The 19938-nt window shown below is 48.7% G+C and carries 16 protein-coding genes; 11 read left to right on the forward strand and 5 right to left on the reverse strand.

Annotation, left to right across the window (positions count from 1 at the left end):
* The first annotated feature begins 355 nt into the window (after positions 1-355).
* The 6 genes from METTU_RS09995 to ribA all read left to right on the forward strand — a co-directional run bounded on the left by METTU_RS09995 (position 356) and on the right by ribA (position 11085).
* On the forward strand, positions 356-4099 hold the full coding sequence (locus METTU_RS09995; RefSeq protein WP_006891360.1) for a response regulator: 3744 nt from the start codon (positions 356-358) through the stop codon (positions 4097-4099).
* Positions 4096-5949, forward strand: a complete 1854-nt coding sequence (locus tag METTU_RS10000; protein WP_006891361.1) for a diguanylate cyclase — start codon at positions 4096-4098, stop codon at positions 5947-5949. Before METTU_RS09995 ends, METTU_RS10000 begins: the two co-directional genes overlap by 4 nt.
* Before the next feature lie 163 nt (positions 5950-6112).
* A complete protein-coding gene (locus METTU_RS10005; RefSeq protein ID WP_006891362.1) occupies positions 6113-6868 on the forward strand; it encodes a ParA family protein in 756 nt (251 codons plus the stop codon).
* A gap of 56 nt (positions 6869-6924) precedes the next feature.
* Positions 6925-9438: a glycogen/starch/alpha-glucan phosphorylase gene (locus tag METTU_RS10010; protein ID WP_006891363.1), complete on the forward strand. Its 2514-nt coding sequence runs from the start codon at positions 6925-6927 to the stop codon at positions 9436-9438.
* Between the two features lie 255 nt (positions 9439-9693).
* Positions 9694-10311 (forward strand): class I SAM-dependent methyltransferase, encoded by a 618-nt coding sequence (locus METTU_RS10015; protein ID WP_006891365.1) that lies wholly within the window; start codon positions 9694-9696, stop codon positions 10309-10311.
* 165 nt (positions 10312-10476) lie between these two features.
* A complete protein-coding gene (gene ribA, locus METTU_RS10020; RefSeq protein WP_006891374.1) occupies positions 10477-11085 on the forward strand; it encodes a GTP cyclohydrolase II in 609 nt (202 codons plus the stop codon).
* A gap of 8 nt (positions 11086-11093) precedes the next feature.
* On the opposite strand, the gene METTU_RS10025 is transcribed toward ribA, so the two are convergent.
* Positions 11094-12278, reverse strand: coding sequence for a M20 aminoacylase family protein (locus METTU_RS10025; RefSeq protein WP_006891375.1), 1185 nt, complete (start codon positions 12276-12278; stop codon positions 11094-11096).
* A 493-nt stretch (positions 12279-12771) separates the two neighbouring features.
* Here METTU_RS10025 and METTU_RS10030 point away from each other — a divergent pair, with 493 nt between their 5' ends.
* Positions 12772-12990, forward strand: coding sequence for a hypothetical protein (locus METTU_RS10030; protein ID WP_040579735.1), 219 nt, complete (start codon positions 12772-12774; stop codon positions 12988-12990).
* On the opposite strand, the gene METTU_RS24435 is transcribed toward METTU_RS10030, so the two are convergent.
* Positions 12991-13590, reverse strand: a complete 600-nt coding sequence (locus tag METTU_RS24435) for an IS630 family transposase (RefSeq protein WP_050897727.1) — start codon at positions 13588-13590, stop codon at positions 12991-12993.
* Positions 13587-14060: a helix-turn-helix domain-containing protein gene (locus tag METTU_RS24440; RefSeq protein ID WP_254257855.1), complete on the reverse strand. Its 474-nt coding sequence runs from the start codon at positions 14058-14060 to the stop codon at positions 13587-13589. The genes METTU_RS24435 and METTU_RS24440 overlap by 4 nt, the downstream gene beginning before the upstream one ends.
* Positions 14061-14138: 78 nt before the next feature.
* On the opposite strand from METTU_RS24440, the gene METTU_RS10045 reads away from it, so the two are divergent.
* From METTU_RS10045 to METTU_RS10060, 4 genes are all read left to right on the forward strand, one after another.
* On the forward strand, positions 14139-14726 hold the full coding sequence (locus tag METTU_RS10045; protein WP_050897749.1) for a hypothetical protein: 588 nt from the start codon (positions 14139-14141) through the stop codon (positions 14724-14726).
* 440 nt (positions 14727-15166) lie between these two features.
* On the forward strand, positions 15167-15964 hold the full coding sequence (locus tag METTU_RS10050; protein ID WP_006891380.1) for a hypothetical protein: 798 nt from the start codon (positions 15167-15169) through the stop codon (positions 15962-15964).
* 350 nt (positions 15965-16314) lie between these two features.
* Entirely contained in the window at positions 16315-16983 is a 669-nt protein-coding gene (locus tag METTU_RS10055) for a hypothetical protein (RefSeq protein WP_006891382.1), read from the forward strand.
* A gap of 601 nt (positions 16984-17584) precedes the next feature.
* Positions 17585-18259, forward strand: a complete 675-nt coding sequence (locus METTU_RS10060; protein ID WP_254257863.1) for a hypothetical protein — start codon at positions 17585-17587, stop codon at positions 18257-18259.
* Positions 18260-18454: 195 nt separating this feature from the next.
* On the opposite strand, the gene METTU_RS10065 is transcribed toward METTU_RS10060, so the two are convergent.
* Both METTU_RS10065 and METTU_RS10070 read right to left on the reverse strand, forming a co-directional pair.
* Positions 18455-19177 carry a hypothetical protein gene (locus METTU_RS10065; RefSeq protein WP_006891385.1) on the reverse strand — a complete coding sequence of 241 codons (723 nt, stop codon included), beginning with the start codon at positions 19175-19177 and terminating at the stop codon, positions 18455-18457.
* A 119-nt stretch (positions 19178-19296) separates the two neighbouring features.
* The gene (locus tag METTU_RS10070; protein WP_217182815.1) at positions 19297-19593 is read right to left on the reverse strand and encodes a hypothetical protein; all 297 of its coding nucleotides are present in this window, start codon (positions 19591-19593) and stop codon (positions 19297-19299) included.
* Between the last annotated feature and the right edge of the window lie 345 nt (positions 19594-19938).

The following is a 19938-nucleotide window of genomic DNA, read 5'->3' on the forward strand; positions in this document are numbered from 1 at the left end:
GAGCAGGCGGGGCGTGAGTTAAATTTATCGCGTAAAGGATAGGATAACTTTGCGATGATTGAAAGTTTATCGTTTCCTATTCAACAATCGTCTTGAAAAATAACGATTTTAAAGTTACGCTCTGATTTGAGTAGCGGATAATATCGAGTCGATGGAAAACCGATCATTATTCGATGATTGCCGGAATGATGTTTGCCCCCCCGTTTCACACCGGATCGACACAGGCATTCAAGTTTAATAACAGACAGAAAATAGCCGCTTCATCGCCGTCCGAAAAGAATGGTGATACCTTGATAATCAGGCTATTATCCATGACCTGTAGAGTGATAAACAGAAAAAATAAAAGCAGAGGTTTATGTCAACTCCATTGTCGCCGCCGGAATACCCGAAACGTAATTTTCTCTCCTCGCTAGGCATTATCATTGCTGTCATTGGTGTTTCCGAAACACTGGTCATATTGCTGCTTGATGCCATTCATCAATGGGGAATTATATTCTCGCCATTGCAGGACACCGTTTTTAACATCACCTTGCTGACGGTACTCAGTTCGCCGCTGTTATGGTTTTTGGCGATACGACCGCTGGTCTTGCAGATCGTTCAGGAACAGACGACATCCAATAGAGAGCTGCTGGACGCTCTGGAAAATCACGTCCTGGTCAGTATTGCCGACGTTCAGGGGCGCATTGTCTATGCGAATGACATGTTCTGCGAAGTCTCCGGATATACCCGGAATGAACTGACCGGACAAGATCACCGTGTCGTGAACTCCGGCCATCACGATCAGGATTACATCCGCAACATGTGGAATACTATTGCCGGGGGCCAGGTATGGCGCGGGGAGTTTTGCAATCGCCGTAAAGACGGGGAATTGTATTGGGTGGACAGCACTATTGCGCCCCTGCTGGATAAAACCGGCAAGCCTAAGCAATATATTTCGATACGCCGGGATACGACCAAGCGAAAAGCGAATGAATTAAAGCTGACGTCGCTTAAGCGTGCGCTGGACGCCAGCAGCGAGATGGTACTCATCACCGATGCGGAAGGACACATTCAATACGCCAACCCGGCGCTGTGCCTGTTCACCGGCTGGGCGGAGGATGCGCTGATGGGACAAAAACCCTACGTACTGGATAGTTCTACCGCCGATCGGCAAGCCCTGTCCGATATGCAAAGCAGGCTCCGTTGCAGCGAACCCTGGTCAGGTCGGCTGCGGGGGCGCCGTCGAGCTCACGTCTCTGGCCTGCATCCTGTAGACAATGTTTCCGTCTTGGAGCGTGAAGAAAGTGATAGCCGCAACTCGGGACAAGCCGTTGAGGACACGCTGGAATACTGGGCAAAGACCAATATTACCCCGATTCTGACCGCAAACGGCACACTGTCCGGCTACGTGCAGATCCAGCATGATGTCAGCAAGCAGGTCGAAGAGGAAGCGGCTTTGCAAATCGAAAGCGACGATACCGCCGCCCGCCTGGCAATCTCCGAGGTGCTGCATCAACCCTTGACGCTGGAACAACGTTTCGTCCAGGTTCTGAATATTCTGTTCGGTCTCAAGTCTTTCGACTTGCAACGCAAGGGCTGCGTGTTTCTGCGGGTACGGGATGATGAATATCTGGAGAAGTTCGTCGCACACGGCAAACTCGACAACATGGAGCAGCGCATCGATTTTGGCGACGGCCTGTGCGGGCAAGTCGCTGTTTCAAGGAAATTTACCGTTGCCGATAATTGTGATTGCGATCATCAGCCCCACGGCCACTACATCGTGCCCATCGCTTCCGGCGAGGACATTCTCGGCGTACTGTTTGTTTTTACTGATGCCTACCCTGTGCAAAACGAGTCCCGCATCGCCATGCTCAAGGAAGTCGGCGAAATGATGGCGCTCGCGCTGCTCCAGAATCAGGCTAATGCTTCGCTGGAAGCTGCGCGTGATGCTGCCTTGCAGGTCGCGCATACCAAGACCGAGTTCCTGGCCAATATGAGTCATGAGATTCGCACGCCGATGAACGGCGTATTGGGCATGCTGGATCTTCTACAGGATACGCAACTGTCTCGCGAGCAATGGGACCTGATCGATATTGCGGCAAATTCGGCGGAATCCCTGTTAACCATCATCAACGATATTCTGGATTTTTCCAAACTGGAGGCGGGTAAAATCGAGTTGGAGCAAATCGAGTTTAATTTGCCCGATTTGGTGGAAGAAGTTTGCACCTTGCTGTCCAGTCGCGCCCACAGTAAGGGCCTGGAATTAAACTGCTTTCTGCCGACAGATTTACCGTTGCGTTGGCAGGGCGACCCCACCCGTATCCGTCAAGTGCTCACCAACCTGATTGGCAATGCCGTTAAATTTACCGAGCAGGGTGAAGTTTCTGTCACAGTACGCGTATCGAAAAAGGACGATACCGACGCCGCATCTGCTCCCGGCAGGTTTGCGGCAGACACACCCTCCCTGACGATACTACGTTTTGAGGTAGTCGATACCGGCATCGGTATTACCGCCGAGGCGCAAGCGCGCCTGTTTCAGGCTTTTTCACAGGCTGACAGTTCCACCTCCCGGCGTTATGGCGGTACCGGGCTGGGCTTATCCATCAGCAAGGACCTGGTTATGCTGATGAACGGCAACATCGGTGTTGAAAGCGCCTTGGGACAGGGAGCAAACTTTTGGTTTACCTTGCCATTGGCGGCGGTGGATAACGAGGCTCCGGCCCCGCAGGCTAATTTTTGCGACAAGCGCGTCTTGATAGTCGACGATAATGCCACCAACCGCATGATTTTGACGCATTATTTAAGCAACTGGGGTTTTACTTTAAGCGAAGCAGACAACGGGCCTGCGGCGCTCGATGAACTCGAAGCCGCGGTTCTGCGAAACGAACCTTACGATTTGCTGCTGTCGGATATGCAAATGCCGGGCATGGACGGCTTCGCCCTGGCTCGGGCCATCATCGAAAACCCCGCCATTGCCGACACGCCGCGCATTCTTTTATCTTCCGGCAGTATCGGCTCGCAAGTCGAAAGACTCGCGTCGGGATTTACCCAAAGCCTGTTAAAACCGGTACGACAATCGCAGCTTTTTGATGCCGTTATCGATGCATTACAGCTTCCCGGTCAAAAAAACGCTCCAGTGGAGAAGGAAAAAAAAGAGGTCTTGCTCGATTACAGCAGCAAGCGAGTGTTGGTGGTGGAAGACAACAAGGTCAACCAAAAAGTGATACTGTCCCAGCTCGCCAAGTTCCAGCTTAAGCCCGATTTGGCCAATAACGGACAAGTGGCGCTGGATCAGCTGGAGCGTCAAGCTTACGATCTGGTGTTTATGGACTGTCAAATGCCGATCATGGACGGTTACGAAGCCACACGTATCTTGCGTGAACGGGAAATAGCCGGAGCCTGTCCCGAGCATGGCCGAGGGAGCGGCAAGTTACGGACGTCAGTCATCGCGCTTACCGCTCATGCATCGGCAGGAGAGCGCGAAAAATGCCTGTCCGCAGGCATGGACGATTATCTTAGCAAACCCGCCAGTCGATCCGATTTGGCGGTGGTTTTGGCGCGCTGGCTGGGCGAACCATCCGCACCTGAAGTCGCACCGATAGCGCAGGATAATCCTGATCAAAGGGAAATCTACCTCAGTCTTCCTTTGGCAAAGAGCGAAGCCGAAGGCGGGGAGACTTCAACAGCCTGCTGGGATGAATCCGCGGCGCTCAAACGGCTGGATGACGACCATGATTTATTGGCCGAGATGATAGATTTATTTCTCGAGGAAGCGCCTGTGTTTATGGCGGAATTGGCTGACGCCCTGTCTCGAACCGATCTCCTTGCGTTGGCCGACGCAGCTCACGCTATTAAAGGCATGGCCGGACATTTTTGCGCTGAAAAAATAATCAGTCTTGCGGTAAAACTGGAACACGCCGCCCGTAAAGCTTCCGCTCCTCGGCAATTGCTCCTGCATGGCTCTACCTCCTGCATCCCTGACAGTCGTGCTCCCGCCGCTGACCTGCATCCTGTAAGCAACGCCGCAGATACCGATTTTCAGTCGATGGCCAATGACTTGACCCAGTCTACAGTGGATTTAGTCGAGATTCTGCTACAAAGAAAAGAACAATATCAATGAATATCGAATTCAATCTTAATGAATTAAAAGCCGCCGACCGCTTGCCTTCCCCTTCGGGAACGGCATTGGCCATCATGCAGCTTGTGCAACAAAGCGACGCCACCGTGCAGCAGGTGAGTCAACTGGTAAAAGTCGATCCTGCCCTGAGCGGGCGTATCTTGCGCTTCGCCAATTCGGCCGCTTTCGGGGCCAGACGCCCTATTGCCGATATTCAAACGGCAGTCATGATGATGGGTATGCAGACGGTGCGCAACTTTGCGTTGAGCCTTTCGTTGATCGGCAGCAACAGTAAGGGGCATTGCTCGGAGTTTGATTATGAAGCTTACTGGTCGCGATCCCTGGCGATGTCGGTGTCCATCGCCGCGATCACTGCCAGGGAGGTCACCGTGGTACCGGCAGAATCGTTTACGTTGGGACTGCTTAGCGACATAGGCGGTCTTGCCTTGGCAACCGCCTGGTCGGAGATCTATGGCGAATGTCTTGGTATGGCAGAGGGCAAACAGCTTCTTGCTTTGGAGCGCGAACGTTTCGCCATCGATCATAACGCCTTGAGTTTAATGTTGCTGGCCGACTGGGGGTTTCCGACGGTATTTCTGGACGCCCTGAAACTGAGCTTTGAGATGAAAGTAGCGGGACTTACTCGAATTGACCAGTTTGCCCGACAACTGATTCTCGCCCGGCTGATCGGAAACTACTGTGTGGCCGATGAAGCCCATCGCGCCATGCTGTTGCCGTATTTAACAGCGGAGGCTGACCTTCATGCTCTGGACGAACCTGCTTTGCTTGCGTTTATCGACGAAACAATCGAACTTTGGCATGAGTGGGGAAAGTTAATTGACGTAAAAACGGATGTGCGCCAGCCCCTGCTAAAAGCCGTTGATACCTTGGAATCGGATTTGTTGGGCTTAAACCTGTTGCTGGTCGATGACGATCCTATGATGCTGGCGCGTCTTTCCAAGCAGCTTGCCGCGGCCGGTAATCAGGTTGCTGTGTGTCGCAACGGGGAATCCGCGCTAAAGTATGTTATTGAGCATAAACCTCAACTGGTGATTACCGATTGGCGCATGAAACCCATGGATGGATTGGCCCTTTGCAAGGCGCTACGCGCATCGGTCTTTGGTAAAAATATTTACCTGATTATGCTCACCTCCACGGAAGACGAGGACGCCCTGGTCGAAGCCTTCGATGCCGGTATCGACGATTATGTGACCAAGCCGATTAGCCTGCGCGTGCTGCTGGCGCGTCTCCGGGCCGGGCAGCGCATCATCACGCTGCAAAACGAACTGGAAAAAGAGAGCCGGGATATACAACGTTACACGGCCGAGCTGGCGGCAGCGAACCGCCGTCTTAAGTCTATGGCGAATACCGACGTGCTGACCGGCTTGCCCAACCGACGCTATGCGCTTAATCGCCTGGAGCAGGAGGCGGCGACCGCGCTGCGTTCCAATCAGCCGTTGAGCGTTTTAATGCTGGATTTGGATTATTTTAAATCGGTCAATGATACACTGGGCCATGATGTCGGCGACCAGGTGCTTATTCATGCGGCCAACCTGATGCGCACAACCGCTCGTACCAACGATATTACCTGCCGTCTGGGGGGCGAAGAGTTCCTGATCATCGCCCCCAACACCGACGGCAGCACAGCCCTATTGTTGGCCGAGCGCATCCGCAATTCCATCGAACGAAACCAGCCCAAGGGACTGGCTTTGCGTCACCCGGTTACCGTCAGCATTGGTGTGGCGGGTGCGATGGGAGCCAAGCCCAGTTGGAAAGAATTGATGAAAAGGGCGGATGACGCTTTATATCTCGTCAAACAAGGCAAGCGCAACGGCGTGCGGCTTGAATCATAGTCCCAAGCCGGCCATAAGGTGACAAGCAGGGCGAATTTTTAAGGTTTGTCGTGTCTTGAATCGGCAGTCGGCAATGCTTCCGTTACGCAACCGGCGAGTCTTGCCAAGAGTGGGGGTTGTGTTATGTGCTTCAACTTTATTAGTATAAACACGAGACCATACAATGAATGTATTAGCTATCTATAGCATCAAGGGTGGCGTCGGCAAAACTTCGAGTGCGGTCAATCTGGCCCACACTGCCGCCCGCAACGGTTATCGCACCCTGGTTTGGGATCTTGATCCGCAGGGAGCCAGCAGTTATTATTTTCGCATCAAGCCCAAGATCAAAGGCGGCAGCAAAGACTTGATCGCCGGAAAACGCGAACTGGACGGCCTGATTAAAGGCACTGATTTTGAAAACCTGGATTTATTGCCGGCCGATTTCTCGTTCAGAAATCTGGATTTGGTTCTGGACGCCAAGAAAAAGCCGACCCAGCAACTTAAAAAACTCCTGAAGCCCTTGGCGGAAGAATACGATTTTGTTTTCCTGGATTGTCCTCCCAACATATCGCTATTATCCGAAGCCGTTTTTGAGGCCGCAGATATATTGTTGTCGCCGATCATTCCTACCACGCTGTCGTTAAGAACGCTTGAACAACTGGAAAAGTTTATCGAGGATAATGACTTGAATAAACTGGCGCTCATTCCGTTCTTCTCGATGGCCGATCGGCGTAAAAAAATGCACCGGGAGATTATGGACAATCTGCTTGAGACGCACCCTGAGGTTTTAACTACGGCCATTCCTTATGCCAGCGACATTGAACGTATGGGGCTGGAGCGCATGCCGCTTGGGGGCTATATCAAGAAAAGCCAATCTACGGTTGCTTACGATGCCTTGTGGAAGGAAATTCTGGCCCGCGTTGCCAACCTCGAAAAGTAAAATAAAAGGGACGCCGCTTAAATTAATACCTGATTCGCTCAACCTTGGAGTAAACGATGCCTAATAAACGATTTGTTATGAGCAAGCCTATTTCTTCAATCACTGATGTTCCTACATTGGGTGTAACAAAAGAGGATTTTATCGGCGATTTTAAACGGTATTATGTTCACTCGTTGGGACGGGACGAGAATTTCCGGTCATCGCCTTTTTATGCCTGCGAGGCGTTGTCGCTGTCTATCCGCGACCGGTTGATGGAGCGCTGGAAAACCACCTATAAGACCTATAATAAAAGAGATAGCAAGCGGGTGTTTTATCTTTCAATGGAATTTTTGATGGGTAGAACCTTGAGCAATGCCATGCTTAATCTCGGTGTAATAGATGAAGCCACCCAAGCCATGCACGATTTGGGTATTGAAATCGAAGAACTGATTGACCGGGAACTTGATGCCGGTCTGGGTAATGGCGGGCTGGGGCGTCTGGCAGCCTGTTTTATCGACAGTTGCGCGACGTTGCAATTGCCGGTGGTGGGCTACGGTTTGCGTTACGAATACGGCATGTTTACCCAAACTCTCGTCAATGGCGAACAGATCGAAAAGCCGGATCACTGGCTGCGCCACGGTAATGTCTGGGAAATTGAGCGGCTGGAATATTCTTTACGCATCAAGCTTGGCGGCCATACCGAAATACAAACGGATGAACAGGGCAATCAGCGGGTCTGCTGGATCAGTACCCATGATGTGTTGGCAGTCCCCTTTGACACACCGATACCGGGTTACCAAAACAACACCGTCAATACCTTGCGTTTATGGAAAGCCGTGGCGACCGAGGAATTTAATCTGGATGAGTTTAACGCGGGCGATTATGCCGAATCGGTGGCCTCAAAAGTCATCGCAGAGCACATTACCATGGTGCTGTATCCCAATGACGCCAACGAAAACGGCAAGGAATTGAGGCTGCGCCAGCAGTATTTCCTGGCTTCCGCCAGCTTGCAGGATGTTCTTTCCCTTTGGGTCAGGCAACATGGACATGAGTTCGACAACTTCGCCGAGAAAAGCTGTTTTCAGTTAAACGACACCCATCCGAGCATCGCCATAGCCGAACTGATGCGTCTGCTAATGGATATGCATGGTCTGTCATGGGCTAAAGCCTGGGGCATTACCCGGCAAACCATGGCTTATACCAATCATACCCTGTTGCCTGAAGCGCTGGAAAAATGGTCGGTCAAACTCATGCAACGGTTGTTGCCGAGATTGATGGAGATTATCTTTGAAATCAATGCCTGTTTTCTGTCGGAAGTCGCAGCGCATTGGCCCGGCGATAAAGCCATATTGAGTAGAATGTCAATTATAGAGGAAGGGGCCGAGCAGCAAGTGCGTATGGCTTATCTTGCCATCGTCGGCAGTTTTTCGGTCAATGGCGTTGCCCAATTGCATTCCCAGTTACTGCAACAGGGCTTGTTTCGCGACTTTTATGCCTTATGGCCGCACAAATTTAACAACAAAACCAACGGCGTAACCCCGCGCCGCTGGCTGGCCTCTTGTAACCCCGAATTAGCTGCGTTAATCACCGAAGCCATCGGCGACGGCTGGATAACGCATCTGGACGAATTAAAAAAGCTGGAGCCTTTCGCCGAAGATGCCGAGTTTCGACATCGCTGGCGCGTCATCAAACAAAATGCAAAGCTGCGCTTGATTGAGCACAAAAAGCAATACCTGGACATCCATTTAAATCCCGATGCGTTGTTCGACATACAGGTTAAGCGCATCCATGAATACAAGCGGCAGATTTTAAATGTACTGCATGTTATTCATCTTTACGATCGCATCAAGCGTGGCGACACAATAAACTGGGTTGCGCGTTGCGTGTTGATCGGCGGCAAGGCTGCGCCGGGTTATGTCATGGCAAAAAGAAGCATTAAACTGATTAACAATGTCGCCCTTGTCATTAACTCGGATCCCGATGTCGACGATAAGCTGGCCCTGTTTTTCCTGCCCGATTATCGGGTTTCGGGGATGGAAATGATCTGCCCTGCGGCCGATCTTTCCGAGCAAATTTCTACCGCGGGAAAAGAGGCGTCCGGCACCGGCAATATGAAGCTGATGATGAACGGGGCGTTAACTATCGGGACACTGGATGGGGCCAATATTGAAATCAGGGAAGAAGTCGGCGATGAAAACTTCTTCCTGTTCGGCCTGACCGAAGAGCAGATCGAAGCAAGGCGGGAGCATTACGACCCTATTGCTATCATCGATCAGGATGAAGATTTGCAACGGGTGGTGAATCTTCTGGAAAGCGGGCATTTCAATCAGTTTGAGCCGGGGATTTTCGACGACCTTATCGCATCCATCAAAAGCAAGCATGACCCGTGGATGACTGTTGCGGATTTTAGAAGCTATATCGATGCGCAAAAACGCGTGGAAGCGGCCTATCAGGATAAAGATCACTGGACGCGAATGAGCATATTAAACTGCGCAAACAGCGGCAAATTTTCCACGGACAGAACCATCAACGACTATAACCGGGACATCTGGAAACTGGAGCCGGTGCCGGTGCCGGTGCAATATCCCTAAAATATCGCTTTAACCGAAGTCTCGTAGGCCGGAATAAGCCGGTTCGAGCGACAGCGAGAACCGGTGTTTCCGGCAATACCACTAAAATCCGCCGGAAAAGCTTCCGCTCCTTACCTACATCCATGTAGGCAACGCCACCTCGAGCTACGCGCTTGGGTGGCCTTATTCCCGGCCTACGCCTGCCTTAAGTTAAGGTTGATAACAGCCAAGCTCACGCTGTACTATGCAGCACCCGATTAATTAGCCGGAACCCTTATGAAGCCAGACAGCGCTGCTATTAGAAAACGATACGACCGGATCGCCCCGTATTTTGAGGGCATGGAGGCGGTCATGGAAGGGCTGTTTTTTAAAAACTGGCGGAAAAAATGTTGGGCCAAGGTCGAGGGCCATCATATTCTTGAAGTGGGCGTAGGGACGGGCAAGAATTTCGACTATTATCCCAAGGATGCCAGAATAACCGCGATCGATTTTAGCGAAAAAATGCTAAAGCAGGCGGTGCAGAAACGGGACAGGAAAAATGTCAATGTTGATCTGGAACTGATGGATATTCAGTCGTTATGTTTTGCCGATAACAGTTTCGACACGGTGATTTGTTCGTTTGTTTTTTGTTCGGTGCCGTCGGCGGTAAAGGGCTTGAAGGAAGTTTATCGGGTCTGCAAACCGGGCGGACAGGTTTTATTGCTGGAACATGTGATCAGTTCAAACCCCGTGCTTGCCGCGGTCATGAATTTGCTTAACCCTGTCGTTGTCGCGCTGGTCGGGGCGAACATTAACCGGAACACCGTTAAAAACGTTAAAGCCTGCGCCTTTACCTCGGTGCATGTCGATGAACGCAGCAGTGATATTATCAAGCTGATTGAAGCCCGGAAATAGCGGATTGATATTCAAGTAATCTCATGCAGGGCGCGCCGGACGAGAGAACAAAAAACATCATGCGTTCTTGTTGGAAATCATAATCCTCCAAACGGCATGAAACTTTTTAACTGGACAGCCGTCGAATTAGGTAAAATATAACGAATTTTTGGATTAATTATTTACGTGAAGCCACAATTAGAAAATCTGGTACAGACGCCGATCCCGACCAAACACGGCGAGTTTATCCTGCATTACTACAGCAACACCATTGATGACAAGGAGCATGTCGCCCTGGTTAAAGGCGATGTTGCGGGCAAGGAAAATGTGCCGGTACGCATTCATTCCGAGTGTTTTACCGGCGACGTTTTGGGTTCCAGGCGTTGCGATTGCGGCGAACAGCTGGATATGGCGCTGCAAATGATCGATAAAGCCGGTTTCGGCGTATTGATTTATCTGCGTCAGGAAGGACGCGGTATTGGCTTGTTGAAAAAACTACAGGCTTATAACTTGCAGGATCAGGGTATGGATACGGTGGATGCCAATATCCATTTGGGTCATCTTGCCGACGAAAGAGAATACAGCATTGCCGCGTTAATGCTGGAAAATCTGAACATAAAGTCCATAGAATTGATTACCAACAACCCCAAGAAAATAGCAGAGTTGAAAAAACTCGGCATTAACGTGGCGGGCCGCATTCCGGTCGAGTCCGTGGCTCACGATGACAATGTCGGTTATCTGAAAACCAAGGCAAAAAAAATGGCGCACATGTTGTTTGAGTCAAAAAAAGAGTAGGTTCATCCCTACAGAACTGGCTTTCCCAATACCGTTTCAACCAGTTTCACCCAGTAAGCCGTACCGATCGGCAATATCTCATCGTTAAAGTCATAATGCGGATTATGCAGCAGGCAGCCGTTTTCGGAAGAGCCGTTGCCAATCCAGACATAGCAGCCGGGCTTTTCCTGCAACATAAACGCAAAATCTTCCGAACCCATGCAGGGCGCCGGTTGTCGATCGACGCAGTCCTCCCCGGCTACGGCCATCGCCGCTTGTAGCGCCAGTTCCGTTTCAGCTTCCGCATTAAAGGTCACCGGGTAACCCGGATTTTCCGGGTTGAACTTGATTTCTGCGCTGACCTCAAAACCCTCGCAGACCGCGTTCACCAATCGGGCGATTTTATCGGCAATGGTTTTTTGAGTCGCACGGTTAAAGCAGCGGAAAGTGCCTCTCAACACAACCGATTCCGGCAGCGCATTCCAGGTATTGCCCGCATGGATCTGGGTAATGCTGACCACCGCCGGATCGGTGGGATTGAGAGTTCGACTGACAATAGTCTGCAACGCGGTAATCAGCTGGGCCGATGCGACTATCGCGTCATTGCCCAAATGCGGCATGGCGGCATGGGTTGCCTGTCCGGCGATAATGATTTCAAAGCAGTCGAATGAGGCCATCATCGCGCCGGACTTAAGCGCGAAATGTCCCGGCGGAATATCGGGGAAATTATGCAGCCCGAAAACGCAGTCGGCCGGAAATTGTTCAAACAATCCGTCATCAATCATCCGCCTGGCTCCGGCGCGACCTTCTTCCGCAGGCTGAAAAATAAAATACACCGTGCCGTTAAAGTCGCGATGCTCGGCTAAATAGCTGGCCGCGCCCAACAGTATCGCCGCATGGCCGTCATGGCCGCAGGCATGCATTTTCCCGTCGTGGCAGGATTTGTAAGCAAAAGTGTTTTGTTCCTGAATGAACAAAGCATCCATATCGGCGCGCAACGCGATTTTCTTACCGCCGCTCCCGGCCGTAAGCGTAGCGACAACGCCGGTTTCGCCTAATCCCCGATGAACGTCCAAGCCGAAACTCGTTAATTTATCGGCAATAAATTCAGCTGTTTTTGTTTCCTCAAAAGCGGCTTCAGGAAACCGGTGCAGATGCTGCCGCCACTCGCGCATTTGAGCGTGCAGCGGCTGTATATCGTTTGCTATGGACATAAAAACTCGCGTGAATTTGATGATGATTACTATGCTACAACTAAGTTTTGATAAACAGTAAGAATTTTTATCAAGGTGCTTCGTGATGAATAAACGCGACATTGGAACGTCGGATGCCGCGTCTTAATGTTTGATCAGCGAAGTTCAGAGAGCCGTCCTTTTTTATAGCTGCCGGCAAGTTTTTGCGTAAGAGTATAGGGTTACTTTCTCGTACAATACGGTAAGGTGGAGCTTCACAAAGCTAAGCAACTAAGGCGGTTTTAACAACTATCTGGATTATATTCTCGAAATCCATGTCTGACATGGCTGGGTACGGCGCGGATTGTCGACTGGCCGCATTTGCGTTTTTATCGATTTGTAGCGCGGGGTGTTTACCCGAATAACTGCGGACATTTGGCGATTTTAGTATTCATGCAAACGATGCACTTCATTCCTCAGAATATCCTGTGAGGCCAACATTTGATAAACGTGATGGGTTGTAGGGACGAACATCATGACCGCGATGAAAAAGGGGGCGGCCGCTATTCCAGCGGCCGAAGTTCAAGCCGCTCTTGAGTTGATTTTGGCAAGCAGTGTGTTTGTTAATGCACCTCGCATGCGCCGATTGTTACGGTTTCTCGGCGAGAAGGCGATTTTCGGGGCTGCTCAGGATGCCGGCGAATATTTTATCGGCATCGAAGTCTTTGATCGCGATCCTTCCGCTTATAAGTAGTTACGCAAAAGTTATTTGGAATTTTTTACCGATGTCACTCAGGATTTCCAACACCCACTTTTTCAAGTGTCCGTAACTTTGATACGCATCAAGCGGCAACCATTCGTACTTAACTTTACGCCAGAGTATTTCGATCAGGTTCAGCTCCGGGCTGTAAGGCGGAAGAAAATGTAAGTACACACCACGTTGTTGCCAGCCCGCCAGCTTTTCTTTGAATACGCCGCTACGATGAATGGAAGCATTATCCAACACCACACAGCACGGCACTTTAGTTTCTTCGTACTTGCCTGCATACGTTTCGACAAACGCATCAAAGGCATTGACAACCGTATCCGTTGTCACCGATTGTTCGGAGCTGTGGAAAATCAGATCATTGCTGCGACTCAAAAAACCTAACACATTCATGCGCTTGCTACGATAGCAGGGTATTTGTCGGGTCTCGCCAATCCGTTGCCATCCATAGGGTACACAGGGTGTCGTGCTAAATCCGGATTCGTCAAAGTAGTAAAGCTTCAATTCCCCATCATCCTCTTGCTGTTTCAAGGCCTTCAGATATGCCTTATCACGTTGGAAATCTGCTTCATTACGCTTTCCCTTCACTGATTGCCGACAACGTTTCCAGGCATAGGCACTTTTTTTAAAATTCGTTTAAAGGTGTCAAAGCTGGCTTCCTTGCCCGTCTCCTCCAGCAATCGTGCTGCGGCGGCCTTGGGCTGGTGTGGGTTTTTGTCAATATAGCCCAGAAAAACGGCTTGTTCCTCAACCGTGAAGCGCACAGGCCTACCGCTTCGTGGACAATCGTAAAGCCCTATTAATCCCTCTGTTTCCCATTTGTCTAACCATGAGCTGACAGTCTCATGCTGGGACTCAAACAATTCGCTCAGCCGTGCAATTACATACCTCCTATTATTCAATAAGATAGCATGTGCCCGTTGTCTAACCCGGAATAATGGGTGGTTACGATAGGCTTCGGTTAACGTTACTTCCTCTTCCGGGGTCAGTTTGGCGATGAATTTCAGGTGGACTCCTAATTTTTGTCTGTTATTGCAATCGTTTCCAGTTTGACACAATAAATTTACTTCCTAATAACTTTCGCATTACTACTTAGCGCCGGTAAAGATCCTGTTGTTCGGGTTCAAGTCGGTCGCTTGCGTGAAAAACTTAAAACGTATTATGCGACCTTGGGAGCGGGCGCCGACATTGAAATATTAATTCCAACAGGCAGTTACAGGCCGGTTATTCAACGCAAAAGTGTTGTGGAGATCGACTCCAAGCCGTGCGGCATGTTGGCGCTCCACCCCTTTAAATGTATTTCGCATCATCAAGATGCGGTACATTTCACGCAAGGTTTGAATGAGGAGCTTATGCATCAGTTGTTTAAAGCATTTGGGAAAATAATTGTAACGCATTCATTTTTCACATCCGGCGATGCCGACCACGAAAGCTGGATTTTAAAAGATATTTCCAGTGCTGGCGTAAAGCACTTACTCGAAGGCAGCATCCAAATTGACGAAGAACGTCTTCGAGCTTCAATTCGCTTGGTTGATGTTTCAGCGGGGTGTATAGCTTGGACAGAACAATTTGATCGACGTGTTTTTTTTGCCATCTCACATCAGGAAGAACTTGCCTCATCTATTTGCAGGGCATTAAAGCGTTTTTTTGTCACCAGTAACGGCGTCTCGCGGGCATTGTATTTCAAAGTCACGCAGCCGTATCCCATGCCGCATCAAGCTTGATCAAACCGTTCACGCCGCGATGTTACGGTAACACTGATGGAGCGTTACCGTAACGATACTTACGTTAGACGCCACTATAGCGTTATTGTTTGGCGCGTGATTTTAATTACTAATGTTACCGAGTCCACTATTTGTTGCAAGTTATTGTAAATAAATAATTAAATCCTGTTTTTTATGCGCGTATTGCGTGTTTTTTATTGAAATGATGATATTTACTGACACACCTCTTAAGTAAGTCGGGGTAACAAAACCGCTTATTTTTTATTAAATCAATATTCATGAAAAGTAGGCATATTTTTAAAACAGCATGTCAAATTTAATGGCCGGCTCAAATGAATCCAAAATTTCAGATAATTATTAAATACACTAATTATGAGTATCGTATTTAGAAGTATAAAAGCACGATTAGGTCTGCATTTCATAAACGTGATGGGCCGGTAATGAGCATCATGACGGCAATGAAAAACGGGAAGAATGATGTCAATGCCATTCCTGCGGGTGAGGTTCGAACCGCTCTTGAGACGATTTTGGCAAGCAGTGTGTTTATTAATGCGCCACGCATGTGTCGTTTGTTGCGCTTTCTTGTCGAGAAGGCAATCTCCGGGGCTGTGCGCGATACCAGTGAATATGCTATCGGCATAGAGGTTTTTGATAGAGATCCGGCTGCTTATAGTGTCAGTGAAGATCCTGTGGTCCGGGTTCAGATCGGTCGATTGCGTGAAAAGCTTAAAGTTTATTATGCGACGTTGGGATCTGGTTCATGCATCGAAATATCCGTCCCAATAGGCAGTTACATGCCGGTTATCAGGGCTATGAGTGCGGTGGACATTGATTTCAAGCAGTGCTGCATGTTGGTAATCCATCCCTTTAAATGTATTTCGTATCATGGAGATAACGCCCATTTCACGCAAGGCTTGAATGAGGAACTTATGCATCAGTTATTTAAAGCATTCGGGAAAATAATTGTACCGCATTCTTTTTTCACGTCAGGCGACACCGATACTGAAAGCAGGACTTTAAAAAATGTTTCCAACGCCGGAGCAAACCATCGACTTGAAGGCAGTGTACAAATCGATGCAGAAAGCATTAGAGCCTCAATCCGCGTGGTAGATGTTTCGGTGGGTTGCATTACTTGGTCAGAACAATTTGATCGAGATGCTTTTTTTGCCATTACGCTTCAGGAAGAGCTTGCCTCATCTATTTGCGGCTCATTAAAGAGCTTCTTCGGGCACGAATAACGGCATATTCGTTCAAACTAAGCCGCCTTGTGCGGCGGCGTCTCGTAACATAAAGATAAATTTATAAAGCCGCTTATATTAAATGTTACTGTAACGATACTTATGTTAGAGGCACTAAGGCTTTATTGTTTAGCCGTGTGATCTTAATTACTGAATACCGGTAACGATGCCACACAGTAAGTTGACCTGGATAGCTTGAAAATAAACGCATACCGATCCTGCTTAGCTTGCAAATTTATTTACATTTACTTTGCCGTTATATTGGGCTGACCTTGAGCACTTGCCAGCCACCTGTGAATATTAGCGACATTAATGAAGTAAAAAACTCAACTTTAATTTTGGAGATAACAATGGCAACACCATACGGCGTCACAATCACTATGAGTGCAAGTACCGTTACAAATCTTATAAACGGCAATTTCAATCTATATGGCTTCAAGGCTGTACAAACTACGCAATCGGGGGGCGCGCCGCTCGTTTGGTTTAAAACGCTAAATTATTCAACCACCACTGCCGTTTCCTGGCAGGAACAGTACCAAGCCTACACGTCTAACAGCAGTATCATTGCCAATGGCCAAATCAACGCAAGCAACTCTAACAATATTAACCTTGGCCAAACCATGGATGTTGCTACGGGCGGGATAGGTACCGTGGTTAATGACGGCACTGATTTGGCCATTTCAATTTTAAACCAAACAACAACTCAATACACATGCGGTATTTCACAAACAGCGACCGACGGCTCGATGAATCCGCTCTGTGCATTTCCGCTGTATGGCGGCAACATGGATGTTATAGCGCCCATCGAGAAAATTTTACTTATGTTCTCCTCTAACCAGATCAACACCGGAACGGTAATCCAAAAAGCTTACAGCCCCGGTATTTTTATCGATCTGACGGCTAATAATAACGTAAATGTGGCATACGACCTTAACACAGGTTGGTCGTGGGGCGGATATTCATGGGCTCAGTCAGTTACGGCTAACGCATCAATGTCTCCATTACTCATCCAATCATAGTAGACCGGTTACGCAAAAAATCTCTTTAATATTTCGTATAAACATTGAAGAGAATCATGCTTGTCGGTCAGCTATGTTGAAGTAAGAAATTGAGCCTGGTTACAAATCCAGCTCGATTGATTTTGCTCCTCTACCCCCTCATAGCGTACGTCGCCATGAGGGGGTTTCCTTATCCGGTTTTATCGCGCAAAATACATGTCCATAACCTTTTCTGCGTAAGCTGTAATCGGCTGGCGCGTTATTTGATTTATTTTTAATGCGTTACATCAAACGGTTGTACAACCTGACTTGGCGAATATGTGCGGATACGGCGGCGAGTGCTGTGGCGGCAGGAGGGAGCCGCTGTTTTTGTAAAAGCTTGTGTTGGACAACCCCGCTAAAAACCACGCAGCCGTTAATGCTTACGACGCCCCAGCCGTCCGGCTGTCACAAAACTGACGACCCATTAACCCGACGCGATTTCGTAAAGCTTTGCATTTTAGCGACGCAAAAAACGTTACGTGCTAACTCTCAGCCTTATCTCTTCTGGGGACTGCTCGATTCCAGTCCGGAAGTACGTGCCATGTCGAGCTCGGCATATAATGCGACGATTAATATAAATATGAATGCGGACACCATTCAAAAGCTACTCGCCGGCCAATACATTTTATACGGGTATAAAGCAGTACAAAGTACGGACAAAGCGGGTAGGCCGTTGGTATGGTTTGGCACGCAAAGCTATTCAACGACAACTGTCGTCAGTTGTTCTGATACGTATCAAGTTTACACCTCTAGCAGTCCTATCGTGTCGGGAGAGCAAATAACCGTCGGCTTTTCAACGGATATTTTGTGCGGACAAACATTGCAAGTTATTGAGGGAGGGGTTGGGTCGGTTGTCAACACGGGACATCCTGGCGATGTCTCTATTTCCAACCAAACGACAACAGAATTTACCTGCGGCATAATGCAGGAACAAACTATCAATGGAAATCCTTCGGCTTTTGTACCCTATTGCGCCTTTCCATTGAATGGATTAAATCTTCAGGAAATCAGGCCCCTTAATAAAATTCTTCTGATGTTCTCTACGGCGAAGACAAATAACGGTACGGTAGTCGTAGATAGCGCAGATAGTACCGCTCTTGCCGGAGCCAATGGGCCGGGGATAATCATAGATTTTAGCGCGATGTCCTCGTGTACGGTCACCTACGATGTGAATCTGGGCTGGGACTGGGGCAACTATGCCTGGGCGCAACAGATTCCGGCAAATGAGAACCTTACCCCGTGGCTAATCGAATAACATCCATATCTGCTTAAATTAACGCTTAGATTCAACTCATAAGAGCAAGCGGCACTGATCGGAAAGAAAAAGGTTAGCTGGGACAACGCAAAACCTAACGTCTTTGTGATTATGGTTGTGGGTTTTAGCTCCCGCCTCTACCCACTATCAAATCCGTTGATGAACCCAAAATACAGCTACAGGAAGCGAAGATTATTACGCGGGTATTAGTACGCCGGGTGCTAAAGAATTTGCTTTCCATGGAAACGCATAAAAGCCCGCACCGGCAATGAGTTGAGCCGCAAGCGTCGCAGAACATGCGCTTAGGAAAGTTTCTATTGCGGCAGCATTATTCGGAATATTTATGATGTTCTGTATGGCTGTCAGACACGCAGGGTCGGCTGAATTATTCGCATCCAAATAAGTGAATACCTGTACGTCAACTGCATTACCGGGATAGTTGCCTCGTTGTGCATCTACAGGCGCTCTACAGATATTAACCGGATTCCAGGTCATGATTGAGAAAAAGCCTCCGACTCTCGTTTCCGCATTAACCGCATTATTGAGTATAACTGGCGTCCCCCAATCAAAAAAGGCGGCTTCCGGTGCGGCAATAGGAAGAGCATTTACATAATTCAGCACCTGTTGAAGCCAAGGCCGAGCAGGGATTTGGTTGTTAATAAAATTAACGACGTCTCCAGCATTGTTACATGCTTCTGACATTGCAATCATTAAAGGATCCAACACGATATTGAGCATGTTTTGAGGAACGATGTGACCTTGATGGTCGTATACCTGAATCCCTGTCACTCGTCTGTAATTAAAATTACCCGGACGACCATAGTTAAACCCAAATGAATCGAAATTGTTTCCTGGATCCACGTTCCTATTACGATAAAGCGGATTCCACCCGTGTATGTTGTCAGTATTGCCAGCCATAATTTAAGCCTCCAAAAAGTTTTAATATTTAATGAAATAAGCACCAGATGCGGGAAACCACGGGCCCGGTGGAGTGGGAAAGATGGCGGATACAATTCCGCCATTTTGCTAATTTGAGCTTATGCTGTTTGTACGTTTATGGTATCGGCATTGACTGTGATATTGAGTGTCGTAGGATAACCCCTTGCGTCCACCGTTATTGCTATTTGGGCGGGTTGGGTTGTCTTGTAGACAGTTAATAATGAGTTCCCATCAGCTACATTTTGCGCCGTACCAAAGTTAGCCGTGCCGTTCAGCCCCCACCTGACATTGCCGATTGTCACCGCAGTGGTATTTTGAGCATCGGTTCCGCCAACTATGTTTACTATTACACTTGTTACCATTTCTGTTCCTCGCTGAGTTTTATGAGCGGCCATTTAAAAGCCACATTCTGAAATACGGAACACCCATGTCAATTTCAATAAAAACAAGAATCCGGTAAACCGATAAGGTGCAATGGGTCAGACTCGATTGACCTGCCGTAGATTCGGGTTCATTCCTCACATGATGGTGATTCGTAAGACTTTGAGTTGCGACGAGTCAACCTGAAATGATCTTTGTTGGATCGTTCGCGCTGCCGTCAATCTCGCGTTAAACAATAATGCCTTACCGACTTTAAAGTAAGTATCGTTACGGTAACAGTCTTTAGGCGCTATCGGGGGACCCGTGCGACAAGCGAAGCCTGTGCATGTACCGGTCTAACATAAATGGTCATTCTAATT

It is taken from the genome of Methylobacter tundripaludum SV96 (genome assembly GCF_000190755.2).
Lineage (GTDB): Bacteria > Pseudomonadota > Gammaproteobacteria > Methylococcales > Methylomonadaceae > Methylobacter_A > Methylobacter_A tundripaludum.

Coding starts and splice junctions, on each gene's coding strand:
- METTU_RS10065 (WP_006891385.1), bottom strand. CDS start 19,177: ATGGCTGGCAATACTGACAACATACACGGGTGGAATCCGCTTTATCGT.
- METTU_RS09995 (WP_006891360.1), top strand. CDS start 356: ATGTCAACTCCATTGTCGCCGCCGGAATACCCGAAACGTAATTTTCTC.
- METTU_RS10015 (WP_006891365.1), top strand. CDS start 9,694: ATGAAGCCAGACAGCGCTGCTATTAGAAAACGATACGACCGGATCGCC.
- METTU_RS10030 (WP_040579735.1), top strand. CDS start 12,772: ATGACCGCGATGAAAAAGGGGGCGGCCGCTATTCCAGCGGCCGAAGTT.
- METTU_RS10070 (WP_217182815.1), bottom strand. CDS start 19,593: ATGGCCGCTCATAAAACTCAGCGAGGAACAGAAATGGTAACAAGTGTA.
- METTU_RS10060 (WP_254257863.1), top strand. CDS start 17,585: ATGAATGCGGACACCATTCAAAAGCTACTCGCCGGCCAATACATTTTA.
- METTU_RS10055 (WP_006891382.1), top strand. CDS start 16,315: ATGGCAACACCATACGGCGTCACAATCACTATGAGTGCAAGTACCGTT.
- METTU_RS10005 (WP_006891362.1), top strand. CDS start 6,113: ATGAATGTATTAGCTATCTATAGCATCAAGGGTGGCGTCGGCAAAACT.
- METTU_RS10050 (WP_006891380.1), top strand. CDS start 15,167: ATGAGCATCATGACGGCAATGAAAAACGGGAAGAATGATGTCAATGCC.
- METTU_RS10010 (WP_006891363.1), top strand. CDS start 6,925: ATGCCTAATAAACGATTTGTTATGAGCAAGCCTATTTCTTCAATCACT.
- METTU_RS10000 (WP_006891361.1), top strand. CDS start 4,096: ATGAATATCGAATTCAATCTTAATGAATTAAAAGCCGCCGACCGCTTG.
- METTU_RS10025 (WP_006891375.1), bottom strand. CDS start 12,278: ATGTCCATAGCAAACGATATACAGCCGCTGCACGCTCAAATGCGCGAG.